At 67.5% G+C, this 20,326-nt stretch carries 19 protein-coding genes and 1 pseudogene; 11 read left to right on the top strand and 9 right to left on the bottom strand.

Translation table 11 applies throughout. From position 1 onward, the window contains the following. Together O3139_RS10280 and O3139_RS10275 are read left to right on the top strand one after the other, a co-directional pair. Positions 1–1,365, top strand: a complete 1,365-nt coding sequence (locus tag O3139_RS10280) for a PleD family two-component system response regulator (protein ID WP_269513990.1) — start codon at positions 1–3, stop codon at positions 1,363–1,365. Positions 1,366–1,444: 79 nt separating this feature from the next. Continuing rightward, positions 1,445–1,615: pseudogene (locus O3139_RS10275) on the top strand (FAD/NAD(P)-binding protein); the annotation flags it as partial. Between the two features lie 53 nt (positions 1,616–1,668). Here O3139_RS10275 and mazG read toward each other — a convergent pair. Together mazG and O3139_RS10265 are read right to left on the bottom strand one after the other, a co-directional pair. Then, positions 1,669–2,454 carry a nucleoside triphosphate pyrophosphohydrolase gene (gene mazG, locus O3139_RS10270; protein ID WP_269513989.1) on the bottom strand — a complete coding sequence of 262 codons (786 nt, stop codon included), beginning with the start codon at positions 2,452–2,454 and terminating at the stop codon, positions 1,669–1,671. Further along, entirely contained in the window at positions 2,451–3,815 is a 1,365-nt protein-coding gene (locus tag O3139_RS10265) for an MFS transporter (protein ID WP_269513988.1), read from the bottom strand. The genes mazG and O3139_RS10265 overlap by 4 nt, the downstream gene beginning before the upstream one ends. Positions 3,816–3,931: 116 nt before the next feature. On the opposite strand from O3139_RS10265, the gene O3139_RS10260 reads away from it, so the two are divergent. The 4 genes from O3139_RS10260 to ygiD all read left to right on the top strand — a co-directional run bounded on the left by O3139_RS10260 (position 3,932) and on the right by ygiD (position 6,749). Continuing rightward, positions 3,932–4,804, top strand: coding sequence for a D-alanyl-D-alanine carboxypeptidase family protein (locus tag O3139_RS10260; RefSeq protein ID WP_269513987.1), 873 nt, complete (start codon positions 3,932–3,934; stop codon positions 4,802–4,804). Beyond that, positions 4,801–5,262, top strand: coding sequence for a hypothetical protein (locus tag O3139_RS10255; protein WP_269513986.1), 462 nt, complete (start codon positions 4,801–4,803; stop codon positions 5,260–5,262). The genes O3139_RS10260 and O3139_RS10255 overlap by 4 nt, the downstream gene beginning before the upstream one ends. An 83-nt stretch (positions 5,263–5,345) precedes the next feature. Next, entirely contained in the window at positions 5,346–5,948 is a 603-nt protein-coding gene (gene wrbA / locus O3139_RS10250) for an NAD(P)H:quinone oxidoreductase (RefSeq protein ID WP_269513985.1), read from the top strand. A 3-nt stretch (positions 5,949–5,951) separates the two neighbouring features. Beyond that, positions 5,952–6,749, top strand: coding sequence for a 4,5-DOPA dioxygenase extradiol (ygiD, locus tag O3139_RS10245; RefSeq protein ID WP_269513984.1), 798 nt, complete (start codon positions 5,952–5,954; stop codon positions 6,747–6,749). On the opposite strand, the gene O3139_RS10240 is transcribed toward ygiD, so the two are convergent. After that, the gene (locus tag O3139_RS10240; RefSeq protein ID WP_269513983.1) at positions 6,704–8,260 is read right to left on the bottom strand and encodes an AMP-binding protein; all 1,557 of its coding nucleotides are present in this window, start codon (positions 8,258–8,260) and stop codon (positions 6,704–6,706) included. The genes ygiD and O3139_RS10240 overlap by 46 nt on opposite strands. 1,117 nt (positions 8,261–9,377) lie before the next feature. Here O3139_RS10240 and lipA point away from each other — a divergent pair. The 3 genes from lipA to O3139_RS10225 are packed head-to-tail and all read left to right on the top strand — an operon-like array spanning position 9,378 to position 11,912. After that, entirely contained in the window at positions 9,378–10,340 is a 963-nt protein-coding gene (lipA, locus tag O3139_RS10235) for a lipoyl synthase (RefSeq protein WP_269513982.1), read from the top strand. Positions 10,341–10,347: 7 nt separating this feature from the next. After that, positions 10,348–10,803: a type II toxin-antitoxin system RatA family toxin gene (locus O3139_RS10230; protein WP_269513981.1), complete on the top strand. Its 456-nt coding sequence runs from the start codon at positions 10,348–10,350 to the stop codon at positions 10,801–10,803. Next, a complete protein-coding gene (locus O3139_RS10225; RefSeq protein ID WP_269513980.1) occupies positions 10,800–11,912 on the top strand; it encodes an NAD(P)/FAD-dependent oxidoreductase in 1,113 nt (370 codons plus the stop codon). The genes O3139_RS10230 and O3139_RS10225 overlap by 4 nt, the downstream gene beginning before the upstream one ends. Here O3139_RS10225 and O3139_RS10220 read toward each other — a convergent pair. The 6 genes from O3139_RS10220 to queA all read right to left on the bottom strand — a co-directional run bounded on the left by O3139_RS10220 (position 11,909) and on the right by queA (position 17,906). Beyond that, complete coding sequence (locus tag O3139_RS10220; RefSeq protein ID WP_209320924.1) at positions 11,909–12,667, bottom strand: SDR family NAD(P)-dependent oxidoreductase; 759 nt, start codon at positions 12,665–12,667, stop codon at positions 11,909–11,911. The genes O3139_RS10225 and O3139_RS10220 overlap by 4 nt on opposite strands. A 39-nt stretch (positions 12,668–12,706) precedes the next feature. Next, entirely contained in the window at positions 12,707–13,069 is a 363-nt protein-coding gene (locus O3139_RS10215) for a VOC family protein (RefSeq protein ID WP_269513979.1), read from the bottom strand. Further along, positions 13,066–14,580 carry an amidophosphoribosyltransferase gene (gene purF / locus O3139_RS10210; RefSeq protein WP_269513978.1) on the bottom strand — a complete coding sequence of 505 codons (1,515 nt, stop codon included), beginning with the start codon at positions 14,578–14,580 and terminating at the stop codon, positions 13,066–13,068. Before purF ends, O3139_RS10215 begins: the two co-directional genes overlap by 4 nt. Before the next feature lie 28 nt (positions 14,581–14,608). Next, positions 14,609–15,205, bottom strand: a complete 597-nt coding sequence (locus O3139_RS10205) for a CvpA family protein (RefSeq protein WP_269513977.1) — start codon at positions 15,203–15,205, stop codon at positions 14,609–14,611. 174 nt (positions 15,206–15,379) lie between these two features. Then, positions 15,380–16,744, bottom strand: a complete 1,365-nt coding sequence (gene radA / locus O3139_RS10200) for a DNA repair protein RadA (protein ID WP_269513976.1) — start codon at positions 16,742–16,744, stop codon at positions 15,380–15,382. Positions 16,745–16,835: 91 nt separating this feature from the next. After that, positions 16,836–17,906 (bottom strand): tRNA preQ1(34) S-adenosylmethionine ribosyltransferase-isomerase QueA, encoded by a 1,071-nt coding sequence (gene queA, locus O3139_RS10195; RefSeq protein WP_269513975.1) that lies wholly within the window; start codon positions 17,904–17,906, stop codon positions 16,836–16,838. Positions 17,907–18,061: 155 nt separating this feature from the next. On the opposite strand from queA, the gene O3139_RS10190 reads away from it, so the two are divergent. After that, positions 18,062–19,732: a lysine--tRNA ligase gene (locus tag O3139_RS10190; protein ID WP_269513974.1), complete on the top strand. Its 1,671-nt coding sequence runs from the start codon at positions 18,062–18,064 to the stop codon at positions 19,730–19,732. 105 nt (positions 19,733–19,837) lie between these two features. After that, complete coding sequence (locus O3139_RS10185) at positions 19,838–20,317, top strand: SH3 domain-containing protein (RefSeq protein ID WP_269513973.1); 480 nt, start codon at positions 19,838–19,840, stop codon at positions 20,315–20,317. Positions 20,318–20,326 lie beyond the last annotated feature (9 nt).

Raw genomic sequence — 20,326 nt, 5'->3', positions numbered from 1 at the left:
ATGACCGCGCGTATCCTGGTGGTCGACGATGTGGAGGCGAATGTTCGCCTGCTCGAGGCCAAGCTGACGCTCGAGTATTACGACGTCCTGACCTGCGGCGACGGCGCGACGGCCATCAGGCTCGCAGCATCCGAGAAGCCGGACATCATCCTTCTGGATGTCATGATGCCGGGTATGGACGGGTTCGAGACCTGTCGCCGGATCAAGCTCGACCCCACCACCAACCATATCCCGATCGTGCTGGTGACGGCGCTGGACGGCCGCGAAGACCGGATCAAGGGGCTGGAGGCGGGGGCCGACGACTTCGTCACCAAACCCCTGGACGACGTGGTCCTGTTCGCGCGTGTCCGGTCGCTGACGCGGCTGAAACTGGTCATGGACGAGCTTCGGGAGCGCGAGGAAAGCGGCAGGCGAATGGGCGTCACCACCGACGGCGCAGGACGTCTGCGTGGCTCGGGTGGTCGCGTCCTGATCGTTGACGACAACGCGCGTCAGGCGGCCAGGATTGCCGAGGAACTGATCCGCGAGCACCGTCCGGTGATCGAGACGGATGCCGTTGCGGGTCTGATCTCCTCCAAGACCCCTATCGACCTCATGATCGTCAATGTCGCGGCGGCAGAGTTCGACGGCCTGCGCCTGATCGCCCAGGTGCGATCGGCCGAACCGACGCGGCACCTGCCGATCCTTGCGGTGGTGGACCCGGCCGATCGGCCCCGACTGGTCAAGGCGCTTGAGCTGGGCGTCAACGACATTCTGACAAAGCCCGTCGATCCGGAAGAGCTCTCCGCCCGGGCGCGAACCCAGGTCCGGCGCAAGCGTTACACGGACTTCCTGCGCGAAAAGCTCGACTACAGTCTCGAAATGGCGGTCACCGATGCGCTGACCGGATTGCACAACCGCCGCTATATGGCCGGGCAGTTGCAGGCCTTCGTCAGTCGCGCCGTGCTGGGTGGCGAGCCTGTGTCCGTGCTGGTTCTGGACATCGACCACTTCAAGAAGGTCAACGACGGCTTCGGGCACGCGGCCGGCGACGAGGTGCTGCGCGAGTTCGCCGTGCGTCTGGCCACCAACGTCCGCGCGGTGGACCTTCCGTGTCGTCTTGGCGGCGAGGAGTTCGTCGTGGTCATGCCGGGCACCTCGATCGAGGATGCCCATCGAATCGCCGAACGCATCCGCCGCGACGTGGGCACGACGCCGTTCCGCGTGATGGGCGGCCGCGAGCACCTGACCGTGACCATCTCTATCGGCGTGGCAGCAACGTTCGGGGCCGGGGATACGCCCGACGCCCTGCTGAAACGCGCCGACGAGGGTGTCTACGAGGCCAAGGCCAGCGGGCGCGACCGGGTCATCGCGCGGGCCGCGTGACATCAGTGGATCGTTGGCTTCGATAGGTCTGCGACCCGACATTGGATCGTGCGGCGGACCTGAGCATTGAAGCCCGGCAATGTCCTCGATCGCCTTTGTCGGTGCCGGACCGACAACCCTTTACGCACTGAAAACGCTGCTGGATCATGGCGTCCGCGGCACCAGCATCACTGTGTTCGAGGCCCAGGCGTCTGCCGGTGCCGGAACACCCTACCGCCCCGGCTGGAATGACGCGGCCATGCTGTCCAACATCGCCAGCGCGGAAATCCCGCTGCCGGCACAGACGCCGTCAGGGCAGGGACGTCAGACCCGCTCGGCCGCCTTCGCCGCATCCCACAGGGCGTCCATCTCGGCCAGATCCGACTGTTCGGGCGTTCGCCCGTCCCTGGCCAGTTCCGCCTCGATGAAGCCGAAGCGCCGCACGAACTTGGCGTTCGCGCCCCGAAGGGCATCCTCCGGCTCCACGCCCAGCTTGCGGGCCAGGTTGGCGATGACGAACAGCACGTCGCCCATTTCCTCGCGGGCCTTGTCGAGGTCTCCGGCGGCGATCTCGACGCGCAGCTCGGCGACCTCCTCGTCCAGCTTGGCGAACACCTCGTCGGTGGACGGCCAGTCGAACCCGACCCGCGCCGCGCGCCTGGTCAGCTTGGCGGCGCGGTGCAGGGCGGGCAGGCCCACCGGCACGTCGTCCAGCACCCCGTGCTGGGCCTTTCCCGCCCGCTCGGCCGCCTTGATGTCTTCCCAGCGCAGCTTCTGCGCCGGTCCGCTGATCTGGGGGTCTTCCTCACCGAACACATGAGGATGGCGCCGGATCAGCTTGTCGCACATGGCCTCGGCCACATCGTCATAGGCGAACAGTCCCTGTTCCTCGGCCATCCGGGCGTGGAAGACGACCTGGAACAGCAGGTCCCCCAGTTCATTCTTCAACTCGCCCATATCGCCCCGCTCAATGGCGTCGGCGACTTCATAGGCCTCCTCGATCGTATAGGGGGCGATGGTCCGGAAGGTCTGTTCCACGTCCCACGGGCAGCCGCCGTTCGGGTCACGCAGCCGCACCATGATTTCGCGCAGCCGTTCGGTGGGGGTCATGCTGCATCCCGGGCGGCCAGCCCGGCCCGGACCTCGGCATGGCGCTCTGCGTTCAGCGGATAGGCCCTCAGCACCACCGCCGATAGAACCAGCAGCACCGTCGGCACCGCCAGGAACAGGATCGTCAGCGTCGTCAGGGCGGTTGGCGTGTTCACGGCCCCCACCGCCTGATCGAACCCGACCCAGCCCAGGATGATCAGCACGCCCACGCTGATCGCATAGCCCAGCTTGGTCGTCAGGCTGAGGAAGGAGAACAGCAGCCCCATCCGGTCCTCGCCCGTTTCCAGCCGGACCTCGTCGGCCACATCCGCCATCATCGCCCGGGTCAGCAACAGTCCCGCCGCATAGGGCAGTCCCGCGATGAACAGGCCGATGGCCGTGACCGCGAAATTCCCGGCCGGCAGGAAGCCCACCAGCCCGTACAGGACGGCGAATGCGATCGAGGCGATCTGCAGCGCCCGGTCCTTGCCGACCCGGACCGCCAGCCAGCTCCAGAACGGGGCCGCGATCAGCCCGGCGACGAAATACAGCACCATGAAGATCTGGCTCTGGCCCCGGTCGAAGCCCTTGATGCTCTCGAAATAGAAGAACAGCAGCGCCCCCGTGATGCCCGGGGCGATGCCGAGGAACAGGTCGCACCACAGCACCTTGCGCACCACCGGTCGCACGATCAGGGCGATCCAGGCCTTCAGCGCGCCGTGGGTCTCGCCCCGCGTCACCTGCGGCTCGGGCGCCAGCAGGACGGCGGCGACCAGGGTGACCGGCAGGCCGATCAGGATGAACAGCCCCATGGCCCGCACCCCGTCCTCATAGGTGCCCCATCCGGCCTGCAGCACGATGGTGGGAATGAACAGGGCGATCAGCACGCCGACGATGTTGGCCGACTGCCACCAGCCGTAAAGGCGGCTGCGCTCGTCATACTGCGGGGCCAGCACCGCCCCCCAGGCCAGCTGCGCCAGGGTGGTGACCGAAAAGCCGAGGTAGAGCACCAGCAGCCAGACGAAGAGATATCCGAACCCCGCGCCCGGCTTCACAAAGAAGATGAACCATACCGCCAGCATCAGGATCGGCGTGCCGGCCGTCAGCCAGGTCCGGTAGGGGCCCCATTTCGACGTCGTCCGGTCCATCCCCCAGCCGACGACCGGATCGAAGAAGATGTCGATGCAGCGCACCAGCAGGAAGGCCAGCCCCACCGCCGCCAGATCCAGTCCGACATACTGGCTGTAGAAGGCCGGCAAACTGACCGCCAGCGGCAGGCCGATCGCCGCATAGGGCAGGCAGGGGCCGGAGAAGGCGGCGAGCACCAGATTGGACCGGCGAGGGGCGGCCAAGGTCTCTTTCGAGAGATGTGCGTCGGTCATCCGGCGGTCCTGTACATCCGCCGCAGGCTGAGTCGGCGCGAACCGACCATGCCAGAACTGATCGCGACAGGAGAGGGGCCTTGCCTGTATCGCCGCAGTGAGGCTTCCTGACCGCCATGCATCGTGGCCTGCTCCTCCCGATCCTCGCGATCCTTTTCGGCCTGATGATGGCCGGCACCGGTCCTGCGATGGCGCACACGGACGACCGTTGCCAGGCCGGACGCGAGCAGTGGGCCGATCAGGCCTTTGCCAACGCCATCTCGGAATATTCGCTGGAGTGGTCTCCGTTTGGCACGACCGAGTGGGGCTGGGTGACCTATCTGCCGCTTCTGCAGAAGGAATTGGGCACCGACTGCGACGCCGGCACGCCCGCCTTTGCGGCCGCCTTGGCGGGCTTCCAGACACGCTATGCCCTGACCGCCACGGGGGTCTTCGACCAGCCGACCTTCCAGACCCTCAAGGGCGTGCTGCAGGAACGTCGGCCCTTCGTGATGGCCCGCGTCCGCGACGAATGCCCCGATCCGCCGCCGCTCCGGGACCTGGGCTATCTGGTTGAGTCCGAGGAACACGCCGACCGCCTGACCCGCTTGCTGCGCCGCGACGTGCTGGACGCTTACCGTCGCATGGTCGCCGCCGCCCGCGCCGAGGTGCCGGAGGTCAGGAACGACCCCGAACTGCTGCAGATCTTTTCGGGCTACCGCGATCCGGAAGCGGACGCGGCGCGGTGCGCGGCCGAACGCAACTGTGACGGCGTCCGGCGCGCCGTCTGCTCGCCGCACCGGACCGGTACGGCCGTCGATCTCTATGTCGGCGAGCTGCTGGGCATGGGTGTCGACTCCACCCAACCGGCCAGCCGCCTGCACATGACCCGGCAGCCGACCTACCGCTGGCTGGTGCGCAATGCCGGACGGTTCGGCTTCGTGCCCTACATCTTCGAACCCTGGCACTGGGAGTGGGTGGGACCGTCGACGTCCACCGGCACGCCGTGAGGGCTCTGACCGACGGCGAGCGGCGATTGATAAAGGGCGAGTTCGGCGACGCGGTGGCCCTGGAGGCCGTGCGGCTTCTGGGTACCCCTTGGCCGTTCGATCGCGCCTTCGTGCCGGGCCGCTGGTTCGGGCGGGATTGGGTGCTGTGGCCGGGGCGGTCGCTGCCGGGAGATTTTGCGGTCGCGCCGGTCGCGCTTCAGGCTGTGCTGATCCACGAGATGGTCCACGTCTGGCAGGGCCAGTCGGGCGTGAACCTGCTGACGGGCAAGCTCAGGGCCGGCGACGGCCCCTCGGCCTATGGCTATCCGGCCGCGCCCTGCGAGTGGGAGGCGCTGAACATCGAACAGCAGGCGATGGCGGTCGAGCATCGGTTCAGGGCGGCGCGCGGCCTTCGGGTGCCCGCCGATGCAGGCCATTACGCCTCCGTCTGTCCGATCGGCGGATCGAATTCGCACTGAGAGGGCTTGCACCGGATGAGGCGCGCGCTACATCCGCTACTGCAGTTGTTGCAGAAGCGCGAAACCCTTTACAGGAGCGATCCATGACCAAGGTGCTGGTTCTCTATCATTCGACCTATGGCCATATCGAGCAGATGGCCGAGGCGGTCGCGGAAGGCGCAGCGTCCGTCGAGGGCGTGGCCGTCGATATCCGCCGCGTCCAGGAAACCGTGCCCGAGGAACTGGCGATCCAGTCGCACTACAAGCTCGACCAGAAGGCACCCCTGGCCAACGTCAATGAGCTGGAAAACTACGACGCCATCATCGTGGGCGCGGGGACGCGGTTCGGTACGGCGGCGGCCCAGATGCGGAACTTCTGGGACCAGACCGGCGGCGTGTGGTTCCAGGGCAAGCTGGTCGGCAAGGTCGGCGGGGCATTCACCTCCTCGGCGACCCAGCATGGCGGCAATGAGACGACGCTGATCGGCCTGATCCAGACCCTGATGCACCACGGCATGGTCGTGGCCGGTCTGCCCTATGCCTTCGCCGGTCAGATGACCCTGGACGAGATCTCGGGCGGTTCGCCCTATGGTGCGACGACGATCACGGGCGGCGATGGATCGCGTCAGCCCAGCGCCAACGAACTGGCCGGTGCACGCCACCAGGGCGCCTACATCGCCGGATTGGCGAAGAAGCTGAAGGCCTGATCCATGCGCCAGCCGGCGGTCTTCTTCGGGCACGGCTCACCGATGAACGCCCTGGGCGGTCCGCACGCGGAGGCCTGGCGCGCCATCGGGCGTGAGCTCGGAAAACCCGCCGGCATGGTCATGGTCTCGGCCCATTGGGAGACCCGCGGCCTCGGCGTTACGGCCCAGGCGAACCCTGAAACCATCCACGATTTCGGGAACTTCGGGCCGGAATTGCATGCGATGCAGTATCCGGCTCCGGGGTCTCCGACGCTGGCGACGCGGGTCGCTGAGCTGACCGGTGCCCAGGCCGTCGAGGCCTGGGGGCTGGATCACGGAACCTGGTCGGTGCTGGCGCATGTCTGGCCGGACGCAGACGTACCGGTCGTGCAGCTGTCGCTGAACCGCGAGCTGGACGCGCGCGGTCACTATGAGCTGGCCAAACGCCTGCGGCCCCTGCGCGGCGAGGGCATCGTCATCGCCGGCAGCGGCGACTTCGTGCACAATCTGCGGACCTGGAAGCGGGATGGTGGCGAGGCCTACCCGTGGGCCACCCGCTTCAACGCGGCGGTCAAATCGGCGTTGGAGAGGGGCGATCATGACGCCCTGATCGACTGGGTCGGCCTGGCCGAAGACGCCCAGCTGAGCGTCCCGACCGACGAACACTATCTGCCGCTGCTCTACGTCGCCGCCCAGGCCGAACCCGTCGACGCGGTGACCTTCTTCAATGACGTGATCGACGGCGGATCGATCTCGATGACGGGCGTCAGGATCGGTCAGGCCGCCTCGGCCAGGTCGACCAGCGACTGGATGGAAACATAGTCCGTCTTGCCCGTGCCCAGCACCGGCAGCTCGCCCACCTTCACGATCTTCTTGGGCACCGCCAGCTCCGGTGCGCCATGTTCCCGCGCCCAGTCGGCGATCTGCTTGACGTCCGCGTCCTTGCGTTCGGTCACCAGCACCAGCTTCTCGCCCTTCCGGCTGTCGGCGACGGAGATGACCGCATGGCGCGCCTCTGGCCAGACGGCGCTGACCAGGCCTTCCACCGCGCTCAACGAGACCATCTCGCCGCCGATCTTGGCGAACCGCTTCACGCGACCGAGGATGGCGATATAGCCCTCCGGATCGATATCCACGATGTCACCGGTGTCGTGCCAGCCGCCTTCAAGGGGCTCGATCCGCGTTGGATCATCCGGCGACATATAGCCGGCCATGACATTGGGCCCCCGCAGGAACAGGCGGCCGCCCTCGGCGATGCCCTCGACGGGCTCGATACGGGCCTCCATGCCGGGCAGCAACTGTCCGACGGTGCCGGGGCGGTTGCGGCCCGGGTGGTTCACGGCGACCACGGGCGCGGCCTCGGTCGCGCCATAGCCTTCCAGCAGCTTCACGCCGCCGAACCTTGTGTTGAACAGGTGGTGGGTCTCGTCACGCACCCGCTCGGCCCCGGCGACGACGAACTGCAGGGTGCGGAAATCGTCGGGCGAGGCGACGCGGGCCCACTGGTTCAGGAAGGTGTCGGTGGCGAACAGAAGCGACGCATTCACCTCGGCCAGCAAGGCCACGATCTGCTTGCCGTGCAGGGGGGAGGGGTACTGGAAGGTCTTCAATCCCTGCAGCAGCGGCAGGATCACCCCGCCGGTCAGTCCGAAACAGTGGAAGGTCGGCAGGGGGTTGAACATCACCCAGTCCGGATCGAGCGGAATGTGGGTTTGAACCTGACGCGCATTGGCGACGAGGTTCTTCTGGCTCAACAGGACGCCCTTCGGCGCGCCGAAGCTGCCGGAGGTGAACAGCACCACGCCGGGATCGTCCGGCCGGGTGGCGACGCGGAACCGGCTGGGCATCAGGCCCGCCATCAGGCCGAACAGCTTGTCCTGAAGGCCGATGGTGGCCCGCACATCGTCCAGCCAGACGATCTCGGCGACCGTCTCCAGCTGGGCGATCAGGTCCTCGAGTTTCGCCTGCTCGACGAAGCGACGGGCGCACAGGATCTTCCTGACCCCGCCCGCCTGGATCGCCGCCTTCAGATTCCGCTCGCCGGAGGTGAAGTTCAGCATCACCGGCACGCGCCCGAACGCATGCAGTCCGAAGAAGGTCACGACCACGCCCATCGACGATGGCAACAGGATGCCGACCCGCTCGGCGGGCCTGGTCATCGCCGCGATCTTGCGCCCCAGGACGAAGGCGGCGCGGATCAGGCCGGTATAGGTCAGGGGTTTCCGGTCCTGATCCTCCAGGATTTCCTTGTCGCCATAGCGGGCGCGCGCGGCGATCAGGGCGTCGAAGAGGGATTCTTCGCCTGCCGATGGGTCGAGGCCGGGCCTAAACAATACGCGTCTCCTCCGGGGGCCTTGTCACCGCCCCTCGCTGTCAAGCGCGCAAACTAGTTAAGCCCGGCACCGATGAAAAGATGCGTTACATGGCGTGAGGGTTTGGGGTTGGGCGAGGTGTCAGCCGTAGTGTTTGCCGGACGCCGATCCCAAGGCCCGGGCCAACTTCCGTATTCGATCCCTAGCGGACTCACTCGCCGAGTCGGCTCGCGATCCCATTGCGGATGCTCGCTTACGCACCGGGGAGGAGCCGAAACAAAGAGCGAAACGCCGATGGTCGGCATAGACGTTTCAGCCGTCTTCCAAAATCATCAGACGTGTCACTGACCAAACCTACGCCTCGGTGATACCGGAACGGACTCTCTGTTTGCGCCGCTGCGCGGAGGGCGCGCTCAGCGAATTCGCGGGCGTCAGCCACTTCCCTCCGCTCACTTGCAATCAGCGCGTAGCTCCCGTTCCACCAGTAACGCGTTGCCGGGAACTGATGATCGTTCGGCTGAAAACGCGAGGACAAGATCTCGACCGCGTAGTCGTATTCGTTAGCTAGACGGTACTCAGCGACCATCATCGGAAGACATATCCTAGCCGTTGAAATGTGACCGGGGTGTTCGGCCTCCCAGCGCAAGGCCTCTTTGAACGCCGCTACTGCTTCACCAATCCTGCCAAGCGCAATGTTGGCTTCTGCCCGAGCGCACCACGCGTTAGGCACATCGAAGTTATCGCCAGTCTCAAAATACTCGTTGATCAGGCGGAGCGCATCTACCGGGTGACTGCGAGCCAAACAGGAGGCTTGAATGAGCAAGTATTGTGGACGCGAGCTGCGCGAACGCGCCAGTTTCTCATGAAATGCTGCCTCGGTTTCCGCGTTCCAACTTGTGTTCCGGTACCAATCATATCGCCCCACGGCGTTTGCCCCTCGTGACCGTTCGGATTTCATATAGCTAACGGTGAAATTGACCGCTTCCCACCCCTAGCGGCCGTTGAGCGAGTCTGTTTTTGGGCGGTTCACCTTCTTGCGGCAGGTGCCCCCACACAGACCGATACAGGCCGTGACTTGCCTTCCGGTGACGGAAAGACGACATACCGGCCTGTCCTCCCTGGAGCCCGGCCTGCCTCGATGGTCACCCTCATCGACACCCTGACGCGAAGCCCTGCGGAACTGCGTCACCCGGAAAAGCAGAACCGGCCCGAGACGGCGGTGCTGAAGAAGCCCGACTGGCTGAGGGTCAAGGCCCCCGGGTCGGGTCAATACAATGCGACGAAGGAGATCGTCCGCTCCAAGGGGCTGGTCACCGTCTGCGAGGAGGCTGCCTGTCCGAACATCGGCGAGTGCTGGAGCCAGAAGCATGCCACCCTGATGATCATGGGCGACACCTGCACGCGGGCCTGCGCCTTCTGCAACGTCAGGACGGGCCTGCCCCAGCCGCTGGACCCCGAGGAACCGGCCAAGGTCGGGCTGGCGGTCGCTCAGCTGGGTCTGAACCATGTCGTCATCACCTCGGTGGACCGGGACGATGTCGCGGACGGCGGCGCGGCCCATTTCGCGGAGGTGGTTCGCCAGATCCGGCTGCAGGCCCCGCTGACGACCATCGAGATCCTGACGCCCGACTTCCTGCGCAAGGACGGCGCGGCCGAGGTGATGATCGATGCCCGTCCCGACGTCTTCAATCACAACCTGGAAACCGTGCCGCGGCTGTATCTGAAGATCCGGCCCGGGGCCCGCTATTTCCATTCCCTGCGCCTGCTGCAGCAGGTCAAGGAGCGCGACCCCAACCAGTTCACCAAGTCCGGCATCATGGTCGGCCTGGGCGAGACCCGGGAGGAGGTCATGCAGGTGATGGACGACATGCGCTCGGCCGGCGTCGATTTCATCACCATCGGCCAGTACCTGCAGCCGACCCGCAAGCATGCCGCCATCGACCGGTTCGTCACGCCGGAAGAGTTCAAGGCCTATGAGGCGATCGCCCGGGCCAAGGGCTTCCTGATGGTCTCGGCCTCGCCGCTGACGCGCTCATCGCACCACGCCGGCGACGACTTCGCCCGGCTGAAGGCGGCGCGTCTCGCCCAGACCGGACGCTGACGCCCGCTTGGCCATCCATCGCGTCACCCGTCATCTGCCCTACACCCCCGCCCAGCTCGCCGGGCTGGTCGCGGACGTGGAGGCCTATCCGCGCTTCGTGAAATGGGTGACCTCGATGCGGGTCTGGAACCGGCGGCAGGAGGCCCCCGGCGTCGATCTTCTGGATGCGGAGGCCTCGGTCGGGTTCTCGTTCCTGAAGGAGCGGTTCTCGACCTGGGTGCGGCATGACCGGAATGCGCCGCTGGTCGAGGTCGGGCTTTTGCGCGGTCCGTTCCGGCACCTGAAGAACCGCTGGGAGTTCCATCCGGACCCCGGGGGCACGCGGCTGGAGTTCATGATCGACTTCGCCTTCAAATCCCCGCTGCTGAACGCGGCCCTGCAGGCCAATTTCGATCGGGCGGTGTCGATGCTGATCGGATCGTTCGAGGCGGAGGCCGCGCGGCGGTTCGGGCCCAGACCTTGACCGGGTTCGACTTCGACGCCGTCGTGGTGGGAGCCGGGGCCGTGGGCCTCGCCTGCGGCCGGGCGCTTTCGAAGCGGGGACAGAGCGTGCTCGTCCTCGAAAAGGAACCGCACATCGGCCAGGGCGTGTCGTCGCGGAACTCCGAGGTCATCCACGGTGGCCTCTACTATCCGACCGGGTCACTGAAGGCGCGGTTCTGCGTCGAGGGGCGGCGGGCGCTGTATGGCTGGCTGGACAGCCACAAGATCGATCATCGCAAATGCGGCAAGCTGGTCGTGGCCACCGAGGACGACGAGGTCGGCCTGATCGAGCGCATCTTCGAACAGGCGACGGTCAACGGCGTCGAGGGGCTGGAGCATCTGAGCGGCGAACAGGCCCGGGCGCTGGAGCCGGCCCTCAATGCCCGCGCCGCCATTCTGTCGCCCGAGAGTGGCATCTTTGCCAGCCACGACTATATGCTGTCGCTACAGGGCGAGATCGAGGACGCAGGGGGGTCTGTCGTCGTCTCGACGCCGTTCGAGCGGGCCGAACCCCTGCCGGGCGGCGGTTTCCGGATCAAGGCAGGGGGCGAGGGCGGTGCCAGCCTGACCACCCGGCTGCTGGTCACCGCGCCCGGCCTTTCGGCGCAGGCCGTCGCGGCCCGGATCGAGGGCTTTCCGGCGGATCGCATTCCGGCGGGTCATTTCGGCAAGGGGGTCTATTTCCGTCTGACGGGCAAGGCGCCGTTCGACCGGCTGATCTATCCGCCGCCGATCGCGGGGGCGCTGGGCACCCATTATCGCAAGGACCTGGGCGGGCAGGCCGTGTTCGGGCCGGACCTCGAATACGTCACGACCGAGGACTATGCCGTCGATCCCGCCAGGGCCGAGGCGTTCGCGACCTATATCCGCCGCTTCTGGCCCGGCCTGCCCGACGACGCCCTGACGCCCGACTATGCCGGTATCCGGCCCAAACTGCACGGACCGGGCGAGCCCCAGCCCGACTTCCAGCTGGATGGCGTCGAGGTGCATGGCCTGCCGGGCCTGATGGCCCTGTTCGGCATCGAAAGTCCGGGCCTGACCAGTTCTCTGGCGATCGGCGAGGCCGTGGCCGGGCGTCTGCTGGCCTAGATCAGCGCGGCGGTCGGCAGGTCGGCCGACCATTCCCTGAAGCTGATGCGCGTCGGTGGCGTCAGGTCCGGACGCGCCAGTTCGACGATCAGGGGTCCCAGCTCGGACGGATGGGGCAGGGTCTGGGGGTCTTCGCCCGGGAAGGCCTGGGCGCGCATCTGGGTACGCATGCGCCCCGGGTCCAGAACACTGACCCGGATCGGCGTGCTTTCGATCTCGTCGCCCCAGGCCAGCATCATGGCCTCGGCCCCCGCCTTGGTGGCGGCATACAGACCCCAGAAGGCCTTGGGATCGCGGGCGAGGCTGGTCGTCAGGTGGATGACCCGGGCGGCGTCGGAGCCGCGCAGCAGGGGCTCCAGCGACCGGATCAGCCGATATGTGGCGGTGAAGTTGGTCTTCTCGATCTTGGCGAAGCCGCGCGGGTCGATGTGGCTGACGGGGGTCAGGCCCTGGGCCCCCAGGGTCGCCGCCGCATTGACCCAGATGTCCAGCTTGCCGAACCGGCCGAAGATCGCCCCGCCCAGCCGATCGATGCCGCCGCCGTCCACCAGATCGAACGGCACCAGCGTCGCGTGACGGCCGGTCGCGGCATAGATGGCGTCGTCCAGTTCCTCCAGCCCGCCCTGGGTCCGGGCGGTGGCCACGACGTGCGCGCCGGCGACGGCCAGGGCCAGGGCGGCCTGATAGCCGATGCCGCGCGACGCCCCCACGACAAGGGCGATACGGTCATCCAGGGGAAGGGCGTCGGAGGTCATGCGGCCTGATAGCGCGAGGGTTCGCCGTGCGCCAAGCGGCTAATCGACCAGACCGGGCGCCGGCTGCCACAGGCTGAGGCTGACGCCCTGATCGTCGCAGATGATGGCCGACAGGCCGGTCTCGCTCTCGGCCGGCATGGAGGCGCGGCCGCCCAGCGCATTCACCCTGGCGCACAGGGCGTGAACGTCGGCGACCTGGATATAGAGGTTCGGGAAGTCCTTGCGCTCGCCCTTGCGCAGACCGAACGGCACCTCTCCGACAGCGCCCGTCGCCCGGACATGGGCATAGGTCGGGTTGGAGTTCGCGTCGTCGAAGGTCCAGCCCAGCAGGGCCGAATAGAAGGCCCGGGCCTTGTCCAGATCGGGCGTATCGATGGTGAAATAGCCGAGGCGGTTGGTCATGCGGTCACCAGCAGCGACAGCTGGCGGCCGATGGCGTCGCGGCCGCCTTCCTCGATCTCCCGGTCCACCAGCCGGGTCGGATAGTCGCCGGTGAAATAGTGGTCGGTGAACTGGGGGGCGGCGTCGTTGCGGCCCGTCTCGCCCATGGCCTTATAGAGACCGTCGACGGACAGGAAGCCGAGGGAATCGACCTCCAGCAGCTCGCGCATCTCTTCCATCGTCTTGTTGGCGGCGATCAGCTGGTCCCGTTCGGGCATGTCGATGCCGTAGAAGTCGGGCCACAGGATCGGCGGGCTGGCCGAACGCAGGTGGACCTCCTTCGCCCCGGCGTCACGCACGGCGCGGACCAGTTTGACCGAGGTGGTGCCGCGCACGATGGAATCGTCAATCAGGACGACGCGCTTGCCCTCGATCACGGCGCGGTTGGGGCTGTGTTTCATGGCCACGCCCTTCTGGCGGGCACCCTGGCTGGGCTGGATGAAGGTGCGGCCCAGATAGTGGCTGCGGATGATGCCCATCTCATAGGGGATGCCGCTGGCCTGGGCATAGCCGAGGGCGGCCGGCACACCGGAGTCGGGCACCGGCACCACCACATCGGCGTCGATCGGAAACTCGCGCGCCAGGCCCTCGCCCATACGCTTGCGCACGCCATAGACGGAGCGGCCGTTCACGACGCTGTCGGGCCGCGAGAAATAGACATATTCGAACAGGCAGGGTCGGGCCGCCCGGGCCGGGAAAGGCTTCAGCGAGCGCAGGCCCTCGTGGTCGATGACGATGACCTCGCCATGTTCGACGTCGCGGACGAAGGTCGCGCCCATGGTGTCCAGGGCGCAGGTCTCGGACGCCAGCACCCAGGCATCGCCCAGCTGCCCCAGCACCAGCGGCCGGATGCCCAGCGGATCGCGGGCACCGATCATCTTGGTACGCGTCTGGGCGACCAGGGCATAGCCGCCCTCGATCCGGGCCAGGGCGTCGATGAAGCGATCGACGATCTTCGCCTTACGGCTGCGGGCGATCAGGTGGAGGATGACTTCGGAATCCGAGGTCGACTGGAAGATCGAGCCTTCGCCGACCAACTGGTTCCGCAGGAAATGGAAATTGGTCAGGTTGCCATTGTGGCCAATGGCGATGCCGCCCTGGTCCAGATCGGCGAACATCGGCTGGATGTTGCGCAGGAAACTGCCGCCGGCCGTCGAATAGCGGGTGTGGCCGACCGCCGCCGTCCCCGGCATCCGCTGGGGCAGGTCGGTGCCGCCGAAGGCCTCGCCCACATGGCCCATATGGCGTTCGGTGTGAAAGCGGGTCTGGTTGACCGAGGCGATGCCGCAGGCCTCCTGACCCCGATGCTGAAGCGCATGAAGGCCCAGGGCGACGATGGCGGAGGCCTCGTCGGCGGGCGCGCCCCAGACGCCGCAGACGCCGCATTCCAGACGCGGATGATCGTCATCGGCGTCCCGGAAATGCGCCCGGTGGACGACCGGAGGCTGGATCACATGGCTCAGGCTGCGCATCGACGGGGCTCCGATGACAGGCGAATACTCATTCGGGGGCGGCAGGGCGCGAGGTAGGCTGCGATTGGGTCGGGGGCAAGGCGTTATTGTCCGAAAACCCTCGGCGAACGGATGAATCGACGACCGGGCTGATGGCGTCGGCCCCCCGGCCGATGCCGGGCAGGATGAGCTGTATGGCGCGGGCGGCACCGGCGCTGAGGGGCCGCAGCGTTGCCTCGCTGAGCCATTTCGGGGTCCGTTCGCCCGGCATGGCGGCGACGATCACCAGGTGGATGGCCCCCAGCAGCACCAGGGCGCGGCCCGCGCCGACGACGATCCCGATCAGCCGGTCGATGCCGCCGAGCGTCGGGTGCGCCTGCGCCTGTTTCGACAGGATGGAGCCGAAGATGCGGATGCCGAAATAGACGAGCAGGAAGGAGCCAATGGCCGCCGTGATGGAGCCCGCCCAGTCAGGGTTCATCAGGGCGCGGCCGATCGGGGCAGTGAGGGGCAGGGCCACGAGGGCCAGGAAGGCCGCAAGCACGAAGCTCAGCAGGGTGATGATCTCGCGCGTGCCCCCGCGCACCCACCCGGCCGCGGCCGAGGCGAGGATGACCAGGAGGGCGAAGGCGTCGAAGCCGGTCATTCAGCCTTCTCCTCCCCGTTCGCCACTTTGCGAACGGGGAGGGGGACCGCGAAGCGGTGGAGGGGCTTCTGACGCCCCACAGACCTTGTTCGCTTCAAGAACCCCTCCGTCTCGTCGGCTGCGCCGCCGATCCACCTCCCCGTTCGCGGGGCGAACGGGGAGGAGACCTCATGCTCAATACCTGTTCTGCGAGATTCGTTCGACCGCTTCGGTCAATCGGCTGACACCGGTGATCTGGACGCCCCCGCCCTTGACCGTCAGGGGCGGGGACAGGGCCTGGTCGAAGCCCAGCTTCTGCGCCTCGCGCAGACGCGCCTCGGCCCGGCCGACGGCCCGGACCTCGCCCGACAGGCTGATCTCGCCGAAGACGATGCAGCCCTGGGGCAGGGGCATGTCGGTGACCGAGGAGATCAGGGCGGCGGCGGCGGCAAGGTCGGCGGCGGGCTCATTGATGCGCAAGCCGCCCGCGACGTTCAGATAGACGTCCTGATCGCCGAAGCCGACGCCGCAGCGGGCCTCCAGCACCGCCAGGATCATGGCGAGGCGACCCGTCTCCCAGCCGATCACGGAACGACGTGGCGTGCCATAGGCGGATTTCGACACCAGGGCCTGGATCTCGACCAGCACGGGACGGCTGCCTTCGATCCCGGCGAAGACGGCAGCCCCGGGGGCGCGGTCCTTGCCCTCACCGAGGAACAGGGCGGACGGATTGGCGACCTCGCGCAGACCGGCGTCGCCCATCTCGAACACGCCGATTTCGTCGGTCGCGCCAAAGCGATTCTTTCCGGCGCGCAGGATGCGGAACGGATAGCCCCGCTCGCCCTCGAAGCTCAGGACCGCATCGACCATATGCTCCACGACACGCGGACCGGCGACCTGGCCGTCCTTGGTGACGTGGCCGACCAGAACCACCGCCGGGCCGCCCGCCTTGGCCAGGCGAACCAGTTCGCCGGCACAGGCGCGAACCTGGGTGACCGACCCGGGTCCGGCCTCGTGCGCGTCGGACCACAGGGTCTGGATCGAATCGACGATGACGATGTCGAACGTCTCGCGCTTCAGCGTGCCCAGAATGTCCCGCAGCGCCGTGGCGGAGGCCAGGGCGACGGGGGCCTCGGCCAGACCCATACGACGGGCGCGGGCGCGGATCTGCTCGATCGCCTCCTCGCCCGAGATATAGGCCACGCGCGCCCCGGCCAGGGCAGCGCGACCGGCCACGTCCAGCAGCAGGGTCGACTTGCCGACGCCGGGATCGCCCGAGAGCAGGATGGCCGAGCCGGGCACGACGCCCCCGCCGCAGACCCGGTCGAACTCCGTCACCCCGGTGATGATGCGCGGCGGCTCTGCGGTCTCGGACAGCAGCGATTCGAACTGCAGGCCACGGGCCCTGGCGGTGGCGGCTGGCTTAAGCGCGCCGGGCGGAGCCGAGCGGCCCTCCTCGACGATGGTGTTCCAGTTGCCGCAGGCATTGCACTGCCCCGCCCACTTGCCGTGGACCGCCCCGCAGGACTGACAGACATAGATCGCACCGTCTCTGGCCATGTCACCGGCTTACAGCAGTCGTGCGGATCGGGGCAGAGGTAAGGTCCGGGCCTACGTCCGATTTTGACGGGCCTCGGATGGTGGTCCGCCGTCAGCGACGGAACAGCAGGGATCCATCGCCGTAGGAATAGAACCGGTATCCGTCCGAGACCGCGTGGGCATAGGCGGCCTTCATCGTGTCGAGCCCTGCGAAGGCGCTGACCAGCATGAACAGGGTCGATTTCGGCAGATGGAAATTGGTCATCAACACGTCGACGGCCCGGAAGGCGTAGCCCGGTGTGATGAAGATGGCCGTGTCGCCGTGGAAGGGCTGGATGACCCCGTCCGGCGTCGTTGCGGATTCCAGCAGGCGCAACGACGTCGTGCCGACGCAGACGATGCGGCCGCCGTTCGCATGGACCGCATTCAGGGCGGCGGCGGTCTCGGGCGCAACCGTGCCCCACTCGGAATGCATCCTGTGATCGGCGGTGTCGTCGGCCTTCACCGGCAGGAAGGTCCCGGCCCCGACGTGCAGGGTGACGGCATGGGTGCTGACGCCCTTCGCCCGGATCGCCTCCAGCAGGTGCGGGGTGAAATGCAGGCCGGCGGTGGGGGCGGCGACGGAGCCGTCGTGGGTGGCGAAGACGGTCTGGTAATCCGACCGGTCGCGGTCGTCCTCGGGTCGTTTGGCGGCGATATAGGGCGGCAGGGGCATGACGCCGACCGTACGGATGGCCTCGTCCAGCGCCGGGCCGGTAAGGTCGAAACGCAGGGTGATCAGGCCGTCTTCGGACTTGGCCACGACGGTGGCCTTCAGGCTGTCGAAGACGATGCGGTCGTCCGGCCTGATTCGCTTGCCGGGTTTCATGAAGGCGGACCAGGTGTCGGGCGCATCGCGGTGGTGCAGGGTGGCTTCGACGGTGACGATCAGGGTCTCGCCCTCCGGCCCTCCGACGACGGGATTGGGGCGTTCGCGAACCCCGGACAGCCGGGCGGGGATGACGCGGGTGTCGTTGAAGACCAGGGCGTCGCCGGGGCGCAGAAAATCCGGCAGGTCGCGAATGATGTGGTCGGCCAGGGCACCGTCCCGGACCACCAGCAGGCGGGCGGCATCGCGCGGCTCGGCCGGGCGCAGGGCGATCCGGTCCTCGGGCAGGTCGAAGTCGAAATCGGCGGTCTTCATCAGGCGGCGCAAAGGCCATGCGCGGACGCGGGGGTCAAGCCGCGCGCCGTCATGGGCGGACGCTCCCGGCGTCGAGGTGCCGCAGACGGGCCGGCCTGACCGCGCGACCCACGCCCGCGTTGACCCGTCGGCCCTGACAGGTCAAACCCCCGCCCATGCTGCAGAACCTCGAAACCCTGGCCCGCGAAGCCAAGTCCTGGCCGTTCGAACAGGCCCGCGCCCTGCTGGACCATGTGCTGAAGAAGCGGCTGTCGGACGCGGAGCGCGATGCGGCGAAGCTGCTGATCGACGCCGGCAAGGCGGACGAGGCGCTGGCGACCTTCGAGGCGCTGCAGCGACCCGTGGTGCTGGAAACCGGATACGGCCCGTCCGGCCTGCCGCATATGGGCACGTTCGGCGAGGTGGCGCGCACGACCATGGTGCGCAATGCCTTTCGCGCCCTGACCGGGGATCACTGGCCCACGCGGCTGATCGCCTTTTCGGACGATATGGACGGGTTGCGCAAGGTGCCCGAGGGCGTGCCCAACCCGGAGATGCTGGCCGAGGACCTGCATCTGTCGCTGACGCGGGTGCGCGATCCGTTCGGGACGCACGACAGCTTCGGCGCGCACAACAATGCGCGTCTGAGGGCCTTCCTCGACGGGTTTGGCTTCGACTACGAGTTCATGTCCTCGACCGAGACCTATCGGTCCGGCCGGTTCGACGCGGTCCTGCTGCGGCTGCTGGAGCGGTTCGACGCGGTCCAGGCGATCATGCTGCCGACCCTGGGCCCGGAGCGGCGCGAGACCTATTCGCCCTTCCTGCCGGTCAGCCCGATCACCGGCCATGTGCTCCAGGTGCCGACGCTGGAGCGGAATGTGGAGAAGGGCACGATCGTGTTCGACGACCCGGCCGGGGGGCGCACCGAACTGCCGGTCACGGGCGGGCATGTGAAGCTGCAGTGGAAGCCGGACTGGGCGATGCGCTGGACGGCGCTGGACGTCGACTACGAGATGAGCGGCAAGGACCTGATCGAGAGCGTGCGCGAGTCGTCGAAGCTGTGCCGCGCCCTGGGCGGTGTGCCGCCGGAGGGGTTCAACTACGAGCTCTTCCTCGACGTCGAGGGCAAGAAGATCTCCAAGTCCAAGGGCAACGGCCTGACGATGGAGCAGTGGCTGCGCTACGGCACGCCCGAATCCTTGAGCTGGTACATGTTCCAGTCGCCCAAGTCGGCCAAGTCCCTGCACTTCAACGTCATTCCGCGCGCGATCGACGACTGGCTGGGGGCCATCGACGCCTATCGGACGCAGGAACCCGCCAGGCGGATCGACAACGCCGTCTGGTCGATCCACGCGGGCCATCCGCCCGAGGTCGCCTCGCCGGTGTCCTTCGCCCTGCTGCTGAACCTGGTCGGCGTGGCCAATGCGTCGAACAAGGCGCAGCTGTGGGCCTATTTCGCCCGGTACCTGCCGGACGCGACGCCAGAGAACGAGCCGGTGCTGGACGGGCTGATGGACCGGGCGCTGAACTACTACGAGGACTTCGTGAAGCCGACGAAGTCCTACCGTCTGCCGGACGACCGGGAAAAGGCGGCCCTGCTCGACCTGGCGGCGCGGCTGGGGGCGCTCCCGGCCGGGACGACGGATGGCGAACTGATCCAGGGCGAGGTCTATGCCGTGGGCAAGGAACACGGGTTCGAGCCTCTGAGAGGCTGGTTCGCGGCGCTGTACGAGGTGTTGCTGGGGGCGTCGCAGGGGCCACGCTTCGGGTCGTTCGCGGCCATCTATGGCCTGCCCCAGACCATCCAGCTGATCGAGGCGGGCGCAGAGGGAAGACTCGCGGCCTAGCCGTTCGGGAAGATGAACCGAAAACAACGGCGAGGCTTGGGGAGCCTTCAGGGCGGCTGGCGCATTCTCACTCCATCGACCAACCTCGATGAAATGGAGAGAGTCATGTCGAAGATCATGAAGACGACCCTGGCCACCGCGGCCGCCCTGGCGGCCCTGGTCACCGCCGCGCCGATGGCGGCCTCAGCCCAGCAATCCAACGGCGTCACCAGCTGTGATGCTCCCGGCGGCCGTCAGACCGCCGGGGCCCTGATCGGGGGTGCTATCGGCGCTCTGGCCGGCAGCCGGATTTCCAGAAACGAGCGCGGCCTCGGCGCCCTGGCCGGTGCCGGTGCCGGCGCTGCCGCCGGGTCCTACATCGGCTGCAACCAGCAGCGTGCGCGCGCCAATGGCGAGGCCAGTTCGTCGGGAGCCCAGTACCGCGCCTCGTCCAATCTGCGCATCCGCTCGGGTCCGGGCACCAATTACCGCCAGGCCGGCACCCTGTCGGCCGGCCAGCCCTTCACCGCCATCGGTTCGCAGGGTGAATGGGTCCAGATCGCCGGTGGCGGCTGGGTCAATGCCAACTATGTCTCGCCCTACTGAGGCCTGCCC

The organism is Brevundimonas subvibrioides (genome assembly GCF_027271155.1).
GTDB classification, from domain to species: domain Bacteria; phylum Pseudomonadota; class Alphaproteobacteria; order Caulobacterales; family Caulobacteraceae; genus Brevundimonas; species Brevundimonas subvibrioides_D.
Note: the sequence above shows the minus strand (reverse complement) of the source record. Positions and strands in the feature narration are given on the sequence as shown.

Excerpts from the sequence above, each read along its gene's own strand:
- O3139_RS10280 (WP_269513990.1), top strand. The coding sequence starts at position 1 with ATGACCGCGCGTATCCTGGTGGTCGACGATGTGGAGGCGAATGTTCGC.
- mazG (WP_269513989.1), bottom strand. The coding sequence starts at position 2,454 with ATGACCCCCACCGAACGGCTGCGCGAAATCATGGTGCGGCTGCGTGAC.
- O3139_RS10265 (WP_269513988.1), bottom strand. The coding sequence starts at position 3,815 with ATGACCGACGCACATCTCTCGAAAGAGACCTTGGCCGCCCCTCGCCGG.
- O3139_RS10260 (WP_269513987.1), top strand. The coding sequence starts at position 3,932 with ATGCATCGTGGCCTGCTCCTCCCGATCCTCGCGATCCTTTTCGGCCTG.
- wrbA (WP_269513985.1), top strand. The coding sequence starts at position 5,346 with ATGACCAAGGTGCTGGTTCTCTATCATTCGACCTATGGCCATATCGAG.
- ygiD (WP_269513984.1), top strand. The coding sequence starts at position 5,952 with ATGCGCCAGCCGGCGGTCTTCTTCGGGCACGGCTCACCGATGAACGCC.
- lipA (WP_269513982.1), top strand. The coding sequence starts at position 9,378 with ATGGTCACCCTCATCGACACCCTGACGCGAAGCCCTGCGGAACTGCGT.
- O3139_RS10220 (WP_209320924.1), bottom strand. The coding sequence starts at position 12,667 with ATGACCTCCGACGCCCTTCCCCTGGATGACCGTATCGCCCTTGTCGTG.
- O3139_RS10215 (WP_269513979.1), bottom strand. The coding sequence starts at position 13,069 with ATGACCAACCGCCTCGGCTATTTCACCATCGATACGCCCGATCTGGAC.
- purF (WP_269513978.1), bottom strand. The coding sequence starts at position 14,580 with ATGCGCAGCCTGAGCCATGTGATCCAGCCTCCGGTCGTCCACCGGGCG.
- O3139_RS10205 (WP_269513977.1), bottom strand. The coding sequence starts at position 15,205 with ATGACCGGCTTCGACGCCTTCGCCCTCCTGGTCATCCTCGCCTCGGCC.
- radA (WP_269513976.1), bottom strand. The coding sequence starts at position 16,744 with ATGGCCAGAGACGGTGCGATCTATGTCTGTCAGTCCTGCGGGGCGGTC.
- queA (WP_269513975.1), bottom strand. The coding sequence starts at position 17,906 with ATGAAGACCGCCGATTTCGACTTCGACCTGCCCGAGGACCGGATCGCC.
- O3139_RS10190 (WP_269513974.1), top strand. The coding sequence starts at position 18,062 with ATGCTGCAGAACCTCGAAACCCTGGCCCGCGAAGCCAAGTCCTGGCCG.
- O3139_RS10185 (WP_269513973.1), top strand. The coding sequence starts at position 19,838 with ATGTCGAAGATCATGAAGACGACCCTGGCCACCGCGGCCGCCCTGGCG.